The following is a 17,459-nucleotide window of genomic DNA, read 5'->3' on the forward strand; positions in this document are numbered from 1 at the left end:
AACGTAGCCCGCCCACTTTGGTAACAGCACTGTTTCCAAACGCCACCAAAACCCGCCCGAATTGTCACCAACCAGAAGACACAATCGTTGAGTCTTAACTCTTCAACTAAAGGAGACACTGTTGTCTTCCCAGTCAAACTCTTTGGGTTTCCTTTCGGCGCCACCGGCAGCACCGCCCGTCAGCCCCGAACGCGTCGACTCGATGTACCGCTCATGGCGCTTCAAGGTGTTCATGGGAATCTTCCTCGGATACGCCGGCTTCTACCTGATCCGTAACAATGTGTCACTAGTGTCGGCAATCCTAAAGGAACACGACATCATGAACGCTGCCGGCATCGGCATCGTTGCCAATGCAGTGCTCTTCGCATACGGCCTGTCGAAGTTCTTTATGGCCATGCTGTCCGACCGCGCAAACGCACGCTACTTCATGCCGATCGGCCTGGCACTCTCGGCAATCATGAACCTGCTGATCGCATTCGTGCCCGTTCTTTCCGCATCAGTCGGCCTCTTCGCGATCATGATGTTCATCAACGGCTGGTTCCAGGGCATGGGCTGGCCTCCCTCAGGTCGCGTCCTGGTCCACTGGTTCTCCACCACCGAACGTGGCTGGATGACCTCGATCTGGAACTGTGCACACAACGTTGGTGGCGCGGGCGTCGGCCTGCTCTCCGCTTGGGCACTCGACACCTTCGCAACCTCCGATGCTGACTGGCGTCCCGCCTTCTGGGCACCGGCAATCGCAGCGCTCATCGTCGCCCTCATTGCACTGATCCTTGTCCGCGACCGCCCCGAAGCCCTCGGCCTGCCGCCGATCGAGGAATACCGCAACGACCCGGCAAAGGTGAAGGAAACCTCGGATATGCCGTGGAAGGAAATGCTGTTCAAGCACGTCCTGACCAACCGCGTCGTCGTCCTCCTGGCTGTCACCAACGTCTTCGTCTATACGCTCCGCTACGGCGTCCTCAACTGGATCCCGATCTACCTGACCGAACAGGTTCACGGCGTCAACGTCAAGGAAGGCATCCTTGGCTTCGCAATCTACGAAGGCGCCGGCATCGCCGGCACCCTGCTCTGCGGCTGGGTTTCCGACAAGATCTTCAAGGGCTGGCGTTCAGGCGCAGGCATCCTCTTCCTGGCAGGCGTTGGCATTTCTCTTCTCGCCTACTGGCTCATGCCTCACAGCGCCCCCATCTGGGTCTTCTACCTGCTCATCGCCGTCATCGGTGGCCTGATCTACGGCCCGGTCATGCTGATCGGTCTTCAAGCAATCGACCTTTCACCCACGAATGTTGCGGGCACCGCAGCTGGCTTCACCGGCCTCTTCGGATACCTGCTCGGCGCAACCCTGGCATCGTCCGGCGTTGGTCTGCTGATCCACAACTTCGGCTGGAACATCGCCTACGGCTTCCTTATTGTCGTTGCCGTCGTCGCCGTCATCCTGATGATGATCGTCGGCAAGGAGGAACGAGCCCTCATGAAGCGTCACGTAGCCAATAAGTGACCTTCTTCCCCGATGTGTATCGCCGGCGACTTCCCAATCTTGGTCGCCGGCGATACTGCATCCTCGCACTAGTCTGGTTCCTATGAAATCCCTACGCCAAAGCCGCCTCAGTTCACTGATCGCGGTGGCGGTCGTGGGGATCATCAGCATCTCGCCACTCTTTCTTCTTTTCGCAGACTCAAAGCCGGGCCTAAGAATCCTGTGCTCCAACACGTCAACGGTGTGCGAAGCTCTAGCTAGGCGCTACGAGCAACGCGAAGAAACAAGCGTCGACGTCGTACGAGTACCAACGTCAGAAGCCCTTGCTCGTCTGATATCAACCCGTGCCCACTCAGAATTCGACGTCTGGGTTGGTGGTCCAGCCGAAGCGCACGTCCAAGCCGAAAACCTCGGACTACTTCGCCTTGCCCCGGACGTTGACACCAGTGGGCTACCCGATGCTTTCCACTCTCGATCGTGGTTCGGGATTTACGGTGGCATCTTGTCCTTCTGCCAGTCACGAACGGTCACACATTCCCCAGAAGGTCTTCGAAGGTGGCAGGACCTGTCATCAACTTCCCTCCCCCTGATCGTCCCTTCTCCCCTGACCTCGGGAACAGCAGCAACATTCTTGAACGTGCAGAAAGAACGCTTCGGCAGTCCCTCGCAAGCAATCCAATTCCTGCGCCAAGTCGACGCTCACACCCTGACCTACGTGAACTCAGGAACCGACCCCGCACACCTTGTCGCAATCGGACGCTCACCCGCATCCATCACTTTCGACAACTACTGTCGCCTTGAAGCACACCATGGCGCCGACGTCATGGTCACCTACCCACTTGACGGAACCGGCTTCGAAATCGGAGCAGCATCTCTTCCCCGACGCACTCGCGAATCCGAGGACGCACAAAAGTTCCTGCAGTGGGTTGTCAGCGACGAAGGACAGGCGCTCGGTGCCGAGGTCGCAGACCAATCCCCCGTCAGTACGCGCCTCCCCGAACACATTTCACGACGTCTTGAAACACTCGGAATATCAATCTTCGGCGATGATCCCAGCGCGGCCTCCCTTCAGCGCGCCACCCTGATTAAGCGATGGACGAAAGACGTCTACCTTCCATCGTCCACCCAGGACGCACCCGCCCCCATTGGCGCGCCCCGCGCCAACCACCACGTGTCAGACACTGAATCTTTACCTCTAGCCGATGAACTGTCATGGAGTGACCTCGTCCCCACTGCCATTCGCACGCTGAAAATCAGCACGTTAGCCGGACTGGGCGCGACAATCCTCGGAATCGCAATCGCACTCCCCCTGTACCTGCGCTCCCGACGAACATTCATCTGGATTCTTCCAGCACTCTTGCCTGCACTGATCCCACCGGCAGTCATCGCTCAAGCACTGATCTGGATGGGCGCCCCACCCTACTCGCAGGCAACAATCGTCGTCGCGCTTGCCATCAACGCAAGCCCCTTCGCTGTCCTCATGCTGAGCTTCATCCTGTCGTCCTTCAACCACGGCGAAGTCCAAACAGCAGTCACTTTCGGGAGCCCCGAGCGAAACATTTTTAAAAAGCTTCTTGCTCCACGCATCCGAGCAGCCCTGATCCCCGCATTCGCGTTCACCACATTCATGGCAGCTTCCGACGTGTCAGCAACAAGCACGAACGCGTCGGCTGAACCGTACCTACCGGTGTTGGCGCTCAATGCGTTGAACTCAGGACTCGATTCTTCCGTCCCCACTCACATCGCACTCATCTACGTTGGAGTCGCGTCCGCGACCACGTTCATCGTTTTGCGTAGCTTGACGCTGACTCGTTACACAGCCCGGCAGACAACGTACCCAACCCCGCTGAAGGAATACCTTCCGACGCTATCCGCAAGCGTCATCCCCTTCGCGTTGATATTCGTAATTATGAGTGCAGGAATCATCATCGTGATGCTCGTCGGAGCGTCCAATTGGTTCATCCACACCGCATCTGCGGAACTCTTGGGGCAGACCGTCAGAGAATCACTGCTGATCCTGGGCATCGTCCCGCTGAGCGCAGCAATAGGATTCTTGATTGCCAGGCACCGCTGGGCATTCCCCCACGCGATCAACGCCCTGTTCCTGACTGCCTTGTTGTCCGCCCCCATTGCCGGCGGAATTCTGATTCACTTAGTTTTCCAACACCCGATATCAATCGGCGACCACACGATCCTGCCACGTTTGTTGGGTGGCGGCTCGATTGCGGGTGGCATGCTGACGGTGGTTCTCACCAATCTTCTTCTTGCCCTGCCGGCCTCATATTTCCTGATGTCGTTCTCACTGCTCTCTGTTCGCCAAGCGATGAGGACCGCGGAAGAGCTGGGAGCAAGCACTACGCGCACCACTCTCACAGTGGTGATTCCCGCCTTGGCAGGTCGACTGATCGGTGTGTTTGCAGCACTCAGCGGGTTGCTCATGTGTATGAGCGCCCCCTCGGCGTTCGTTGTCCCCGTCGGTTCCGCGTTCCCAGCCGTTGCGCTTCTTCCACTTGGCATCCACGGCGATCACTGGTCAGTGTTAGCTCTTGGCACGCTCGCCGCATCATCTGCCCTCGTCATGATTAGTTTGGGCATCGCATTCATTACCTCAACGACACGTCACTCCGGATATGTCAGGAAGGGCCTATGACAACCTCTACTCACATGAACTCCGGACTGCATGTTTGTGGTCTGGACGTTCACCGTGGCTCACGCATCCTGAGCGACATTTCATTCGACGTTGCCCCGGCCGAGATCCTTGCTGTCGTTGGACCATCGGGGTGCGGCAAGACAACGCTCTTACATACCCTTGCGGGCATCGAAGCGGCCAGAAGTGGTTCCATCGTCGTTGACGGCTCGGACATCACCACTCTTCCCGCAGGAAAACGCCCAACCGGCCTACTTTTTCAGACGCCCTCGTTGTTCAATCATATGAACGTCCACGAAAACATTGCTTTCGCGCTGGATAGTACGAATGTTCCCCCTGCTCAACGCGAGTCTTTGATCGATTCGATCATGGTTCGCATGGGTATCGTCGGCCTAGCATCACGCTACCCCTACCAGCTGTCGGGCGGTCAGGCTCAACGCGTCGCTCTGGCACGGACACTTGTGCGACGACCCTCCGTCCTGCTGTTGGATGAGCCCCTCGCGCACGTGGGCGCATCCGTTGCGTCAACGATCCGAGCTTCCCTGATTCGCGAGGTTCGACGCTTGGGCAGTGCAGTTCTCTACGTGACGCACGATGTGACCGAAGCGTGTCTGGTCGCCGATCGAATCATGCTGTTGGATTCGGGGCGGTGCCTGCAGATCGACACCGCGCGGATGCTGTATGCGCAACCGAGTTCCATCGAAGTTGCGCACCTGATGGGCATCCCCAACATCGTGTCGGGCACGGTCGAAAGTGTTGATGAGGCTCCCGATTCATCGCTTCTTCTGGCAACGGTGACGTGTGGGACTGTGACCTATTCGATTCCTGCTCCCCACGACACGAAGCCGGGAGACGTTCAGATCAGCATTCCGCCCGAGAATATTCATTTGACTCCCAGTGCCCCGTATTCGGTGATCGGGCGTCACGGGCAAATCATTTCCGCTTCGTTCGTCAGATCCCATATGTCCTATGACGTAGAAACCGAGATCGGGACGTTGGTTGTCCGCACGCCCGACACATCAATTCCCTTTGAAGTCGGTGCACTGGTTGAGTTTGATGTGACGTCGGGGTGGGTGCTTCCGAGCTCAGATGCGGACAACGAAGTCGCGTAAAGAAATGGGGCGCTGGGGTTTCATCCCACCAGCGCCCCTTCCCTAGGCTTGGCTTGATGCGCCTGGTCAGGCAAGCAGTTCAGCTGCCACCAGTTCGGCGACCTGGATCGCGTTGAGGGCAGCGCCCTTACGCAGGTTGTCGCCGGCGACGACCAGAACCAGACCGCAGTTGTCATCGACAGCCTGATCCTGGCGGATACGACCGACCAGAACCTCGTCGCGCCCCGCAGCTTCAAGCGGAGTCGGAACGTTGACGATGCGTACACCATCAGCGGTTGCCAGAACGGAACGCGCCTCGTCGGGGGTGATAGCGCCGGAGAATTCGGCGTGGATCGAAAGCGTGTGGCCGGTGAAAACGGGGACGCGGACGCAGGTGCCCGACACCTTGAGGTCCGGGATGTGTAGGATTCGGCGGGACTCGTTGCGGAGTTTCTGCTCTTCATCGGTCTCTTCCGATCCATCGTCAACGATCGAACCGGCCAGAGCCACAACGTCGAATGCGATCGGGGCGACGTAGACCTGCGGATCGGGCAGAGTGACCGCGCGGCCATCCAGTGCAAGACCGGCAAGATTCTGAGTGACGCCGGCTTCACTCTGGCGCACGAGTTCTTCGACGCCCTTCACGCCGGAACCGGAGACTGCCTGGTAGGACGAGACGAACAGGCGCTTCAGGCCACCCGCCTTGTCAACCAACGGGCGCAGGACCGGCATAGCTGCCATGGTCGTGCAGTTCGGGTTCGCGATGATGCCCTTGGGACGGTTCTCGATGTCTTCGGGGTTGACCTCAGACACGACCAGTGGCACGTCCGAGTCCTTGCGCCATGCGGAAGAGTTGTCGACAACAACCGCGCCGGCAGCAACGAACTTCGGCGCGTACTCAAGCGAGGCCGAGGCACCCGCAGAGAAAACAGCAATATCGATACCGTCGTAGTTCGCGGTGGCGACGTCTTCGACCGTAATCTCTTCACCCTTGAAAGTCAGAGTCGTGCCCGCCGAGCGAGCAGAAGAGAAGAAGCGAATCGACTTCACGGGGAAGTCGCGCTCTTCGAGCAGAGTGCGCATGACTCGGCCAACCTGTCCGGTTGCTCCGACGACTGCGACGTTCAGTCCGGTCATTGTTTTCTCCTTTGGTGTGGGCGCCCATACGGTGGGGCGACCGAGGGATCCGGCGTGGTTTTCACGCGGAAGTCTGCGATTTTAAACTGACGAGGCCACCTAGCGTTTCTCTCCTATTCCCCATAGGGGGGCGAAGCGACGATCGGTGCGCCTTTCAGCGCCCGGTGCCGCCGTAGACGACTGCCTCAGATTCGGTGGCGTCAAGGCCGAATGCCGTGTGGACGACCTGGACTGCGCGGTCAAGATCGTCGAGGCGGGTGACAACGGAGATACGAATTTCGGAAGTCGAAATCATCTCGATGTTGATGCCGGCATCAGACAGGGCCTCGAACAGCTTGGCGGACACGCCCGGGTTGGTGCGCATGCCCGCGCCGACCAGCGAGAGCTTGCCGATGTTCGGGTTGTAACGCAACTGGTCGAAGCCGATTTCGTCGCGCGCAGCTTCAAGAGCGTTGAGCGTGCGCTGCGCATCGCCTTCGGGAAGCGTGAAGGTCACGTTCGCGCGGGTCGAGTCAGAGACTGGAACGTTCTGAACGATCATGTCGACGTTTGCGCCGACCTCGGCGCAAATGGAGAAGACGCGCGCTGCCATACCGGGGGTGTTCGGCAGGTTGGTGACGGTGATCTTGTCCTGGGAGCGGTCGTGGGCGATACCGGAGATGATTGGCTGTTCCATGGGGTCCTCCTGCGGATCGACAAGTGCGGCTGAGGGAACGAGTCCCTTAAGTTCTGGGTTTGCTGGACCGTCGAAGATCCAGGTGCCGTTCTTTTCTGAGAACGATGAGCGGACGTGGAGCGGCACCTTGTAGCGGCGCGCGAATTCGACGGCGCGCAGGTGCAGAATCTTTGCTCCGTGCGCAGCGAGTTCGAGGGTTTCTTCCTGGGTGACGCGACGCAGACGGTGCGCCTTGGGGACAATACGAGGATCTGCAGAGAACAGGCCGTCGACGTCGGTGTAGATTTCGCAGACATCAGCGTGCAGGGCTGCCGCGAGCGCGACTGCGGTCGTATCCGATCCGCCACGGCCCAGCGTGGTGACGTCGTCATCTTCGGAGATTCCTTGGAACCCTGCGACGATGGCAACGTGGCCGTCTTTGACGGTGCGGGCAATGCGTTCGGTTACCAGACCGACGATCTGGGCACGCCCATAGTGTGAAGTCGTTTTAATGCCGGCCTGAGCGCCGGTGAACGCCTGGGCTTGAACGCCGAGTTCGTTGACTGCCATGGACAGCAGGGACATGGAGATGCGCTCGCCGGCGGACAGCAGAATGTCCATCTCGCGTTCGGGAGCGTGCTGGGTGATTTGCGCGGCCGTGTCGAGCAGGTCGTCGGTAGTGTCGCCCATTGCGGATACGACGACAACGACTTGGTGTCCTGCCTGGTGAGTTTCGACGACTCGGCGGGCGACTCGTTTCATCGCTTCAACATCTGCGACGGATGAGCCACCGTACTTCTGCACGATGAGTGCCACGATTCCCCATTTCTTCTTTTACTACGCACCTTCGTGCGTCCTTTCATCCTAGAGATGCGCCCTATCTAGCTCGAGTGCGACCGCCATACGGGCAAAGGAAACACAATAGGCGGACAAACGAAACATCAATCAGGGCTCTTCTAGGTCACTTGTGCAGGCTCAGGGTTGACAATCGCTTGAGTCCAAGTCAGCTTTTATGCTGGTCACAGCACGTGACCCGTTGAGCAAGGAGGCTCGCATGGCTGACCCGATCACAATCTATGGAACTCCTGTTGTTCAAGGTGTTGCCTACGCCCCGGCACTCTGGGTGCGCAGGCCTGAACTTCCGCCTGAGTCGGCTCCTGCTTTGCCGGAGGATGTCCGCGAAGCCGAAGTAAGTCGCTTCCTTGATTGTGCAAATGCCGTGGCTGACTCGCTCATGAATCGTGCTTCGAAAACCACCGGACAAGCGGCTGACGTTCTGATCGTGACCTCGTCGCTGGCCACTGACCGCGCGTGGACGAAGGACGTGTCGAAGCGCATCCGCGACGGCATCCCCGCGATTCAGGCGGTGATGAAGGCGACCGAGCGGTTCGTCGTCATGTTCGAGACTGCCGGCGGTGTGATGGCGGAGCGCACGACCGACTTGCGCGACGTTCGTGACCGCGTGATCGCGCACCTTCAGGGCGTGCCTGAACCGGGTATTCCGGACTGCGATTGCCCGTTTGTCCTGTTGGCGGATGATCTGTCGCCCGCTGACACCGCAAGCTTGGACACGAATGTGTGCGTCGCGATCGTGACTCAGTTAGGTGGTCCGACCTCGCACACGTCGATCATTTCGCGTCAGCTGGCGATTCCGTGCATCGTGGCAGCACGCCAGGTGGACCAGATCGCTTCGGAGGTGCCCGTCTTGGTCGACGGTGGGACGGGTGCGATCACAACCGGAATCGACGAGGCCGTGGCACTCGAAAAGGTCCGGGCTGATGCAGCGCGACTGGAACTGATTCGTTCATGGACGGGTCCCGCGCAGACCTCGGATGGGGTGCATGTCCAACTGTTGGCGAACGTTCAGGACGGGCCCAGCGCTACTTCGGCTCACGAGTCCGGCTTCGCTGAGGGCGTCGGTTTGATGCGCACAGAATTGGCATTCCTTGACCATCCGACTGAGCCCAGCGTCGAAGAGCAAGCGCGCTCCTATTCTCAGGCACTGCTGGCATGGAGCGGCTCGAAGGTTGTGGTTCGCACTCTGGATGCAGGATCTGACAAGCCCGTTGCCTACGCGACGCTACGTGATGAGCCGAACCCTGCGCTGGGTGTTCGCGGTATCCGGATTAACGGCATTCACCCGAATGTTCTGGCTAATCAGCTGGACGCGATTGCCGTCGCAGCCATGACTGCCCCCGACACCGACGTGTGGGTGATGGCACCGATGATCGCTACTGCCGCTGAAGCACGCTGGTTTGCCGGGTTGATTAATGAACGCAACGACGTTTTTGGCGTGTCTTTGAAGGCTGGCGTGATGGTCGAGGTTCCCGCGACCGCGATCCTGATCGACCAGATCATGGAGTACGTGGACTTTGTTTCTATCGGTACGAATGACTTGACCCAGTACACGATGGCCGCTGACCGTCTGTCAGCAAACCTGGCGGAGTACTCCGATCCGTGGCAGCCCGCACCGCTTGCGCTGATCCGTAAGGTCGTCAAAGCTGGCCTGCGGTTGGGCAAGCCCGTTGGCGTGTGTGGTGAAGCAGCCGCCGATCCGCTTCTTGCGTGCGTGCTTGTGGGCATGGGTGTGACATCGCTGTCGATGGCATCAAGTGCGATTTCCGGTGTGGGCGCCCAGCTTGGTCAGGTTTCTCTTGAGCAGTGTCGCGCAGCCGCCGATGCGCTTGTCGGCGCCTTCGATGGTGGCGATGGGCGCTATCGCGCGCGCCAAGCTCTTGGAATTGAGTGAGTTCTTTCATTGAGCACCGTTTTTGCCTGATTTTTAGCCGTTTTTGTTTCGACTAAGAATCAGCATGCTGAAAACAGAGCAGCCGGTTTCATATTCTGAGATATTTTCGACCGCTCTATGTTCACCCACTGAACACCCACTCCCTGAAACCACTTCACTCGTTAGCGTCATGGAAGAAGGTCAGCCCGGCTGGCCCTCCAACCGTAAACGTCAACACGTGGAGTTCACCATGAAACGCACCGCGCAGATCAGTGCCGTCACTGGCGCAGCGCTCGCCCTTGTCCTTGCTGGATGCTCCGGCTCAGCATCGACCAAATCCGAATCGGGAGCAGCCGGCGCGTCTGAGGAATACTCAATCGGCATCAGCCAGATCACCACTCACACCTCGCTCGATGCGGCACGTGAAGGCTTTAAGCAGGCGTTTACCGACGCTGGCTTGAACGTGAAGTTCGACGAACAGAACGCCCAGGGTGATCAGGCAACCGCAACTTCGATCGCAGCGAAGTTCGCAGAAGCAGATCACGACCTGATCCTGGCTATCGCAACTCCTTCAGCTCAGGCAATTGCGCAATCCATCGTTGACACTCCCGTCCTGTTCACATCCGTCACCGACCCGGTTTCTGCTCAGCTCGTAGACTCGCTCGACGCCCCTGGCTCGAACCTAACGGGCACCACCGACATGAACCCGGTCGAAGAGCAGATCAAGCTGGTCAAGCAGTTCACACCCGGGGCGAAGAGCATCGGCATCATCTACTCGTCCGGTGAAGTGAACTCCGAAGTCCAGGTGAAGCTTGCCAAGACGGTAGCCGAATCCGAAGGCCTTTCCGTGAAGGAAACGACCATCACGAACTCCGCCGAAGTTCAGCAGGCAGCCCAGGATCTGGCAGGCACGGTCGACGCTATCTACGTCCCGACCGATAACACCGTCGTCTCTGCATTCGCTTCTGTCGTCCAGGCAGCTGAAGACGCAAAAATTCCGTTGATCGCAGGCGAAGCTGATTCCGTTGCTAAGGGTGCGCTTGCCACATACGGCATCGACTACAACGCACTCGGCTACCAGACCGGCCAGATGGCAATCAAGATCCTCACCGAAGGCGCCGATCCTGCCACCATGCCTGTCGAATCCCAGACCGAATACAAACTGACCGTCAATAAGACGACACTTGAAGCAATCGGTTTGACTCTTCCGGATGCTCTCAAGGACACTGCCGTCCTGGTCGGAGAATAACTCAACGCGCTGACGCGCAACCCACGCACAGGTGCTCAGTGAACAACCAATGTTCCTGAGCACCTGCGCGTGAAAACAAACCCTGAAAAGGAAAACCAGTGCTTACAGCTCTCGACCTTGGCCTGATCTACGGCCTCATGGCACTCGGCGTGTACCTGACATTCCGAGTACTCGATATCGCTGACCTCACCGTCGACTCATCCTTTACAACGGGCGCAGCGGTTGCAGCAATCATGATCACCGCCGGCCAGAACCCGTGGCTTGCCTCGATCGCCGGCTTCTTTGCCGGTTGTATTGCGGGCTCAATTACCGGTTTCCTTCACGTCAAAGCAGGCATCCACCCCCTGCTTGCCGGAATTTTGACGCAGATCGGCCTGTACTCGATCAATCTGCGTATTCTCGGCAAAGCAAATGTTCCGCTTCTTCGTGGTGTAGAAACTGTCCTCACTCCCCTGCGCGAGGCGGGCCTGAACGGCTCGTGGGCATCCGTCGTTATCTTCGCCGTCTTGATCGGCGTCGTCACCACCGCCTTCAACTGGTTCTTGTCCACCCAGATCGGTCTTGGCATGCGCTCGACCGGTGACAACGAAGGTATGGCTCGCGCCCAGGGTGTTCCCACAGGAACGATGAAGATTATCGGCCTTGCCCTTTCAAATGGCCTCGTTGCCGCCTCTGGCGCTCTTGTCGCTCAGTACCAGGGCTACGCCGACATTTCGATGGGCATCGGTTTGATTGTTGCCGGCCTGGCATCGGTCATTATCGGTACCGCACTGATCGGGTCGCGTGGCATGTGGATGACCTCGCTGTTCGTCGTGATCGGCTCGATCGTCTACCGCGTCATCATCCAGCTTGCCCTCGGCATCGAGTTCCTTGAAGCGAATGACATGAAGCTGATCAGCGCAATCATCGTGTTCCTCGCCCTGATGATTCCTCGCGTCGGTTTCTTCTCGAAGATCCGCGAGCGCCGTCGCGCCCACACACTGGTTCCCGAGCCTGACATTACGCACACGCCTGAAGAGCGCGACAACGAAAAGGTGGTGCTCTGATGCTTGATATCGAAGCCGTCACTAAGACATTCTTCCGCGGTACCGTCAACGAGCGCGTGGCGCTTCGCGATATTTCACTCCACCTTGACGAGGGTGACTTCGTCACGATCATCGGCTCAAACGGCGCCGGCAAGTCGACACTGCTGAATGTTATTTCTGGCCGTTACCAGGCTGACGTGGGACGCGTGACAATCGATGATACGGACATCACGAAGCTTCCGGATTATGCGGTTGCGCGCTACGTTTCGCGTGTCTTCCAGGATCCGATGGCTGGCACCGCGCCCCACCTTTCGATCGAAGAGAATCTTGCGCTCGCATGGTCACGAGGCAACCGCCGAACCCTGGGGCCTGCTCTGACAGCGAAGAAGCGCGCCATATTCCGAGACATTCTGGCACCTCTCGAACAGGGCCTCGAGAATCGTCTGACTGCCAAGGTTGGTCTGCTGTCCGGTGGCCAACGTCAGGCTCTGTCACTGACGATGGCGACCTTCTCTAACCCGCGCGTCCTGCTTCTTGATGAACACACCGCCGCTCTTGACCCGAAGCGTGCTGCTCTGATTACCGAGCTGACCCGAGATGCTGTCGCGTCGAAGAATCTGACGACGCTGATGGTCACGCACAACATGGAGCAGGCACTCTCCATGGGCAACCGCCTGATCATGATGCACGAAGGTCGCATCATGTTCGAGTTGGCGGGTGAAGAAAAGAAGAATGCAACTGTCGATTCCCTTCTTGCGGAGTTCGATAAGCTGCGAGGCAAAGATGGAGAGGGACTCTCTGACCGCACTCTCTTGGCCTAGCACCCGGTGACGCACTGAAGCGTTACCAACAGTGTTGGGGGAGCACGTCAATGATGTACTCCCCCAACACTGCTTTTCACGGTTAAACCACTAGGCGACAACGGCAGACGGCAAGCGAAGACTCTTCATCCACGCCAAGGATGCGAGCGAGCGTGCCATCAGAGCGAACACATGACGATTCAGATGCTGGACTCATGCCCAGATTGTTTCGCTAGCTCACTATCTGTCCCGCTCGCCTGCTGTGGGTTCCCTGTGATCATTCACTGCACACATGGTCTAGGTCGTGACATTTCCTTGTGTCCGTAGTAAGTATTCAGTACCTTAGTGGCGTAAACGTTCTCACAATGAAACGAGTTCATACGATGACAACGCCGACTCCGCAGTTCAACGGCCAATCAGACCCGCAGTACACCAACCAAGAGCAAGCTTACGCCCAGCAGGGACAGCCTTACGGCCAGCCTACATTCGCACCCTCCGGCCCGGCGGGCTACCAGCAGAAGTCGAAGATTATCGCCGGTATCCTGGGCATCTTCCTTGGAGGTTTTGGCATCCACAACTTTTACCTTGGTCGCACCACCCGCGCTGTCATTCAGCTGGTTCTGACGATCTTCACCTTCGGTGTTGCTTCGCTGTGGGGCTTCATTGAAGGCATCCTCATTCTGGTGTCCGCTCCGGGTAGCGAGTGGCACCGCGACGGCAACGGCATTGAGCTCACCGACTAAGTTTCTTCGTCTGTGTCGGACTTGCAGTCCGAACACACCGCACCGCTCTGGGATGGCACTGTCAACCCAGGGCGGTTCGTCCTTCAAGGGCCCGACCCAGAGTCTTCGAGTCGGCGTATTCAAGGTCGCCACCCATTGGCAAGCCCATGGCAAGACGCGATGTTGAAACGCCGATGCTCTTCAACATTCTGACGATGAACGCAGCGGTTGCGTCGCCTTCGACATTCGGGTTGGTCGCGATAATGACCTCGGTAATCTGATCGTCTTCAAGACGCGACAACAGTTGACGGATGCGGAGTTGCTCGGGGCCGATGCCACGGATCGGGTCGATGACCCCGCCGAGCACGTGGTAGCGTCCGCGGAATACCCGTGACGCTTCGATCGCTTGGATGTCTTTCGGTTCTTCGACGACGCAGATCATTGTGGGGTCACGCCGGACGTCTCTGCAGATAGAACAGGTTTCTTCTTCTGTCAGGTTCGCGCACACCGAGCAGTGGTGAACCTTTTTCCGCACCGCCTGAATAGCATCGACGAGTCGAGCAACGTCATCTGGTTCCGCATCCAATATGTGCATGGCCATGCGTTGTGCAGACTTCGGTCCGATTCCGGGAAGCTGACCGAACTCATCAATCAAATCTTGAAGAGCACCTTCGTACATGGTCAACGTTCACTTCCGTTCGGGATTGTTTCAATGATCTTGCCACCGAGGACGTCGAGGACAACGGGGAGGCCAACCATGGTTGTGGTTTCAATATCTTCGTCATCCATTGAGGGCAGGTCTTCACCCATGTCGAGCGGAGCGGAATCCTGATCGTCATCGATAGGCCCATCATTATGGGCATCGCTACCAGCGCTGTTGTCACCGTTAGCCCAGGCATCACCTGCAGATTGAGCCGTATCATCTGAGTCTTCAAAGCTCACCGAGTTCGTCTGAGCAACGGGAGCATCCGCCCAGCCACCGGGCGTTGTCTGCTGATTATCGCTCGTATTTTGCGGGTCAAAATCGTCGTAGGTGAAGACGCTCATGGCACGGCGTACCGGCCCCCCGGTAGGCACCGGTTCTGCCTGAGCTAAAGACTCAGAATCTGCCTGCTCGTCGCCGTGGCTATCGGAGGGGCGATCATCGGATACTCCCGACGAATCCGAGTGAACCTTAAAACCCGGGCTGGAATCCGCAAGCGGCCAAGCGGGATCCGCATCCACGCACGTTGAAGCAGAGTCAGCCCCAGCTGACCAAGCGTCATCACGGCGAGGTTGCGGGCCGTTGTGCACCTGTTGTGATTCGCTCAGACCGTCCTGCGGTTCAGGTTCACACGCTTGGGCTGGCTCTTCAACGTCTTCGTGCGGAGTGCGAATAACTACTTCACCCCACGGGTCATCCGACGCTACCGGATCAGAGCCGACGTGTGGGGCTGAATCGGGGGCAACACGTGGCGCTGGATCACCCAGGGCCTGTGAACCGACGTCAGGAGCCTGGACAACGCGGTGCTCAAAAGGGGGCGGCTCCGAAACCCATCCAGCATCGGGCCGTCCATCTCGGTTCGCGTTGTTGTTGAGTGGGATGTTCGGTGTCTGACCTGAATAGGAGTGATCGGCGTGAGCCGGATCGGAATATGCATGGTGTGATGCAGGTGCCGAAGGTGCCGTTACTGCCGGCCCTCCCGATGCTTGTCCCACCTGTGCGCTGAGTTCATAGCGCAGACCAGTGACCTCGTAGATCGCGTCGGAGACGATCTGATGCCTGCCACCGCGTTCAAAGTTCGCCATGATTCCTTCGGAGGGGAACACCAGCACAAGGTTCGACCCATCGATCGCACCCAACTGCGCGTTCGTGTTGATCAGCGACCATGCGACGCGGCTCATCGAGGCCAGACGGTCAAGCACTTCATTCCATCGAGCTCGAACGATGTCCGCCTGCTTCCCGCCGTTCTGACGTGGTGTCTGGCGAGCTGGTGCTTCAGTTGACGAGGCCGCGTCCACCGAACGGGGCTCCGCCTTTGGCGCAGGCGCGGGCTCTTCAGGCTCAACAGCGGGAGCACTGTTCTGGGACTGGGCGACCGACGAGTCATCCCACGAGGATGAAGGGGTCACAGCCACATCGGGCCACGAGGACCCCTGCTGAGGCATTGAGGTAGGAGCATCGGGAACCGATTCCCCATCACGATGTGGAGACGAAGGAGCTTGGGCACGTGGTGTCAGATCCGCCGGCTGGTTCTGCCGGTTCGAATCAGGGCGCGAAGCGCGTTGGGCTGTCTGCGCCAACGCAGCGCGAGCCGCCTGGGGGCCAGAAGCTGAAGGGGCGGCACCAATCGGCTTATTTCCAGCATAATCAGCACCGTGATGTTCCCTTGGAGCACCCCCACCGGGCATGCCAACCGTGCCGGGAAGTGGCATATCTACAACGGCCTGGCCAGAAGGTGTCGGCACAAGAATGCGCCCAATAAGAAGCTCAAGCTGGAGGCGCGGTGATGTTGCACCGGTCATGGAACGAAGTGCCTCATCGGTCAGATCAGCTGCGCGAGACAGCGGACGCGGACCCCAATTCACTGCCTGATGGCGCATACGATCGAGGCGCTCAGCAGGGATGGATGTCAGGACATCGCCTGCGCCGTCACCTGCGACCGCGATAATCAGCAGGTCACGCAGTGTTTGAAGGAAGTCTTCAACGAAGCGACGCGGATCATGACCAGAATCCACCATGCGTTCAATAACGCGGTAAGCCGCCGCACCGTCGCCACCAGCGAGGCCATCAACGATCTCGTCAAGAAGAGCAGAGTCCGTGTATCCCAGCAGCGAAACAGCGGTTTCATACGTGACAGCCGAGTCGATGGAGCCTGCCATCAACTGATCAAGAACGGAAAGAGTGTCACGCACTGAACCGCCACCGGCGCGCATGACCAGTGGCAGAACACCGGAGCCAATGTTGACGTGTTCTTCGTCCGCCAACTGCTGCAGGTAGGGTTCCAACACATCTGGCGGAACCAGACGGAACGGGTAGTGATGGGTACGAGAACGAATCGTTCCGATCACGCGCTCTGGTTCTGTCGTTGCGAAGACAAACTTCACGTGCTCTGGGGGTTCTTCCACCAGCTTCAGCAGCGCGTTAAAGCCCTGATTTGTGACCATGTGGGCTTCGTCAATGATGAAGATCTTGTAGCGATCACGCACGGGCGCGAAGGTGGCGCGCTCACGCAGGTCACGCGCATCATCAACGCCACCGTGGCTGGCTGCGTCGATTTCGACAACGTCGAGCGACCCCGAACCACCGGTGGCCAGTTCCACGCACGACGGGCAGGTTCCACACGGAGTATCAGTCGGTCCTTGCTCACAGTTCAGACAGCGGGCCAGAATACGCGCTGACGTGGTCTTTCCACACCCGCGCGGACCCGAGAACAGGTATGCGTGGGTCACTTTGTTTGCACGCAGAGCAGCACGAAGTGGCCCCGTCACATGGTCTTGACCGATGACGGAAGCGAATGTGTCTGGACGATAACGACGATACAGAGCTGTGGTCACAGTCCAACCCTACGTGTACCCATGTAGAAATGCGTTTGCATGGCAGAAAAATGGGAAGAACCACTCCCCCATATTCACCGTCATTATCGCCTCAATAGCAAGGAAAAGTCGGTGTTCAGATCCCGTTTATTCAACGAACGTGAGAATAATCAGATTTCGGTGCTCCCCCTTCGCTTTTCCGACTCGCCACTAGCCCATAAACGCAACCGCACGACGGAGACATCGAACGCTGGAAAGACGAAATTGACTCTGGATTCCCTCACAGCTCCCTCGAACCGAGGGTTCCACGGGCATGGGAATACACAACCCAAGCAATGACCCCTCGGACGATTCACGTTCCCGACGCACTATGGAAGCTTGCCGAGATTCGAGCCAAACAGCTCTGCTC

Annotated in this window: 12 protein-coding genes; 8 read left to right on the plus strand and 4 right to left on the minus strand. The window is 58.4% G+C overall.

All coding sequences use genetic code 11. The features are described from left to right. Positions 1-121: 121 nt before the first annotated feature. From G5S47_RS07390 to G5S47_RS07400, 3 genes are all read left to right on the plus strand, one after another. On the plus strand, positions 122-1,501 hold the full coding sequence (locus tag G5S47_RS07390) for an MFS transporter (RefSeq protein WP_006680388.1): 1,380 nt from the start codon (positions 122-124) through the stop codon (positions 1,499-1,501). Between the two features lie 82 nt (positions 1,502-1,583). Continuing rightward, complete coding sequence (locus G5S47_RS07395; RefSeq protein ID WP_006680389.1) at positions 1,584-4,130, plus strand: substrate-binding domain-containing protein; 2,547 nt, start codon at positions 1,584-1,586, stop codon at positions 4,128-4,130. Next, positions 4,127-5,239, plus strand: a complete 1,113-nt coding sequence (locus G5S47_RS07400) for an ABC transporter ATP-binding protein (protein ID WP_006680390.1) — start codon at positions 4,127-4,129, stop codon at positions 5,237-5,239. Before G5S47_RS07395 ends, G5S47_RS07400 begins: the two co-directional genes overlap by 4 nt. 66 nt (positions 5,240-5,305) lie before the next feature. Here G5S47_RS07400 and G5S47_RS07405 read toward each other — a convergent pair whose 3' ends face one another. Together G5S47_RS07405 and G5S47_RS07410 are read right to left on the minus strand one after the other, a co-directional pair. Then, positions 5,306-6,355, minus strand: a complete 1,050-nt coding sequence (locus G5S47_RS07405) for an aspartate-semialdehyde dehydrogenase (RefSeq protein WP_006680391.1) — start codon at positions 6,353-6,355, stop codon at positions 5,306-5,308. A gap of 154 nt (positions 6,356-6,509) precedes the next feature. After that, positions 6,510-7,826 carry an aspartate kinase gene (locus G5S47_RS07410; RefSeq protein ID WP_219585487.1) on the minus strand — a complete coding sequence of 439 codons (1,317 nt, stop codon included), beginning with the start codon at positions 7,824-7,826 and terminating at the stop codon, positions 6,510-6,512. A 238-nt stretch (positions 7,827-8,064) separates the two neighbouring features. Here G5S47_RS07410 and ptsP point away from each other — a divergent pair, with 238 nt between their 5' ends. From ptsP to G5S47_RS07435, 5 genes are all read left to right on the plus strand, one after another. Next, a complete protein-coding gene (gene ptsP / locus G5S47_RS07415; RefSeq protein WP_006680393.1) occupies positions 8,065-9,759 on the plus strand; it encodes a phosphoenolpyruvate--protein phosphotransferase in 1,695 nt (564 codons plus the stop codon). Positions 9,760-9,988: 229 nt separating this feature from the next. After that, complete coding sequence (locus G5S47_RS07420) at positions 9,989-10,987, plus strand: ABC transporter substrate-binding protein (protein WP_219585488.1); 999 nt, start codon at positions 9,989-9,991, stop codon at positions 10,985-10,987. A gap of 98 nt (positions 10,988-11,085) precedes the next feature. Then, a complete protein-coding gene (locus G5S47_RS07425; RefSeq protein ID WP_006680395.1) occupies positions 11,086-12,033 on the plus strand; it encodes an ABC transporter permease in 948 nt (315 codons plus the stop codon). Further along, on the plus strand, positions 12,033-12,833 hold the full coding sequence (locus G5S47_RS07430; protein ID WP_006680396.1) for an ABC transporter ATP-binding protein: 801 nt from the start codon (positions 12,033-12,035) through the stop codon (positions 12,831-12,833). Before G5S47_RS07425 ends, G5S47_RS07430 begins: the two co-directional genes overlap by 1 nt. Before the next feature lie 344 nt (positions 12,834-13,177). Then, the gene (locus G5S47_RS07435) at positions 13,178-13,555 is read left to right on the plus strand and encodes a TM2 domain-containing protein (RefSeq protein WP_083856915.1); all 378 of its coding nucleotides are present in this window, start codon (positions 13,178-13,180) and stop codon (positions 13,553-13,555) included. A gap of 61 nt (positions 13,556-13,616) precedes the next feature. Here the strand turns inward: G5S47_RS07435 and recR are convergent, their stop codons facing one another. Together recR and G5S47_RS07445 are read right to left on the minus strand one after the other, a co-directional pair. Further along, positions 13,617-14,213 carry a recombination mediator RecR gene (gene recR / locus G5S47_RS07440; protein WP_006680398.1) on the minus strand — a complete coding sequence of 199 codons (597 nt, stop codon included), beginning with the start codon at positions 14,211-14,213 and terminating at the stop codon, positions 13,617-13,619. Positions 14,214-14,215: 2 nt separating this feature from the next. After that, positions 14,216-17,071, minus strand: a complete 2,856-nt coding sequence (locus G5S47_RS07445; RefSeq protein ID WP_219585489.1) for a DNA polymerase III subunit gamma and tau — start codon at positions 17,069-17,071, stop codon at positions 14,216-14,218. Positions 17,072-17,459 lie beyond the last annotated feature (388 nt).

The sequence above is a fragment of the Schaalia turicensis genome (assembly GCF_019380255.1).
Taxonomy (GTDB): domain Bacteria; phylum Actinomycetota; class Actinomycetes; order Actinomycetales; family Actinomycetaceae; genus Pauljensenia; species Pauljensenia turicensis_A.

What these genes read in the sequence shown, in the direction of transcription:
- G5S47_RS07395 (WP_006680389.1), top strand. Translation starts at nt 1,584, where the DNA reads ATGAAATCCCTACGCCAAAGCCGCCTCAGTTCACTGATCGCGGTGGCG.
- G5S47_RS07400 (WP_006680390.1), top strand. Translation starts at nt 4,127, where the DNA reads ATGACAACCTCTACTCACATGAACTCCGGACTGCATGTTTGTGGTCTG.
- G5S47_RS07405 (WP_006680391.1), bottom strand. Translation starts at nt 6,355, where the DNA reads ATGACCGGACTGAACGTCGCAGTCGTCGGAGCAACCGGACAGGTTGGC.
- ptsP (WP_006680393.1), top strand. Translation starts at nt 8,065, where the DNA reads ATGGCTGACCCGATCACAATCTATGGAACTCCTGTTGTTCAAGGTGTT.
- G5S47_RS07420 (WP_219585488.1), top strand. Translation starts at nt 9,989, where the DNA reads ATGAAACGCACCGCGCAGATCAGTGCCGTCACTGGCGCAGCGCTCGCC.
- G5S47_RS07430 (WP_006680396.1), top strand. Translation starts at nt 12,033, where the DNA reads ATGCTTGATATCGAAGCCGTCACTAAGACATTCTTCCGCGGTACCGTC.
- G5S47_RS07435 (WP_083856915.1), top strand. Translation starts at nt 13,178, where the DNA reads ATGAAACGAGTTCATACGATGACAACGCCGACTCCGCAGTTCAACGGC.
- recR (WP_006680398.1), bottom strand. Translation starts at nt 14,213, where the DNA reads ATGTACGAAGGTGCTCTTCAAGATTTGATTGATGAGTTCGGTCAGCTT.